Raw genomic sequence first — 1,450 nt, forward strand, 5'->3', positions numbered from 1 at the left:
GTCCTGGGGTAAGCATGTAGGGAGTGCGGTAGGCAAATCCGCCGCGCATTATCCTGAGATGTGATGCCGAGCCGATTGTGGTGAAGTGGATGATCCTATGCTGCCGAGAAAAGCCTCTAGTGAGTGTTGTGGCGGCCCGTACCCTAAACCGACTCAGGTGGTCAGGTAGAGAATACTAAGGCGATCGGGTGAACTGTGGTTAAGGAACTCGGCAAATTGCCCCCGTAACTTCGGGAGAAGGGGGACCTCTGCTGGTGAAAAACCTTGCGTTTGGAGCTGGTGGGGGTCGCAGTGGCCAGGGGGAAGCGACTGTTTACTAAAAACACAGGTCCGTGCGAAGTCGTAAGACGATGTATACGGACTGACGCCTGCCCGGTGCCGGAACGTTAAGGGGACCGCTTAGTCAGGCTTTGTCTGGCGAAGGTGAGAACTTAAGCGCCGGTAAACGGCGGTGGTAACTATAACCATCCTAAGGTAGCGAAATTCCTTGTCGGGTAAGTTCCGACCTGCACGAATGGCGTAACGACTTCCCCGCTGTCTCAACCGCAGACCCGGCGAAATTGCACTACGAGTAAAGATGCTCGTTACGCGCAGCAGGACGGAAAGACCCCGGGACCTTCACTACAGCTTGACATTGGCGTTTGGAGCGTCTTGTGTAGGATAGGTGGGAGACTGGGAAGCTCGGACGCTAGTTCGGGTGGAGTCATTGGTGAAATACCACTCTGGTCGTTTTGAACGTCTAACTCTGGTCCGTGATCCGGATCGGGGACAGTGTCTGGTGGGTAGTTTAACTGGGGCGGTTGCCTCCTAAAGGGTAACGGAGGCGCCCAAAGGTTCCCTCAGCCTGGTTGGCAATCAGGTGTTGAGTGTAAGTGCACAAGGGAGCTTGACTGTGAGACTGACGGGTCGAGCAGGAGCGAAAGCTGGGACTAGTGATCCGGCATCGGCGTGTGGAAGCGGTGTCGCTCAACGGCTAAAAGGTACCCCGGGGATAACAGGCTGATCTTCCCCAAGAGTCCATATCGACGGGATGGTTTGGCACCTCGATGTCGGCTCGTCGCATCCTGGGGCTGGAGTAGGTCCCAAGGGTTGGGCTGTTCGCCCATTAAAGCGGTACGCGAGCTGGGTTTAGAACGTCGCGAGACAGTTCGGTCCCTATCCGCTGCGCGCGCAGGAGACTTGAAAGGGGCTGTCCCTAGTACGAGAGGACCGGGACGGACGAACCTCTGGTGTGCCAGTTGTACCGCCAGGTGCACGGCTGGTTGGCTACGTTCGGAAGGGATAACCGCTGAAAGCATCTAAGCGGGAAGCTCGCCTTGAGATGAGGTCTCCCACCACGAGAGTGGGTAAGGCTCCCGGTAGACGACCGGGTTGATAGGCCGGAGGTGGAAGCACGGTAACGTGTGGAGCTGACCGGTACTAATAGGCCGAGGACTTGACCACAAAGCAT

The 1,450-nt window shown here is 56.9% G+C and carries 1 rRNA gene; it reads left to right on the forward strand.

Annotated features, from left to right (window positions below):
• A 23S ribosomal RNA gene (locus AB0I79_RS63290) occupies positions 1-1,443 on the forward strand; the annotation flags it as partial.
• Between the last annotated feature and the right edge of the window lie 7 nt (positions 1,444-1,450).

This window comes from Nonomuraea sp. NPDC050202 (genome assembly GCF_040656115.1).
Classification (GTDB): domain Bacteria; phylum Actinomycetota; class Actinomycetes; order Streptosporangiales; family Streptosporangiaceae; genus Nonomuraea.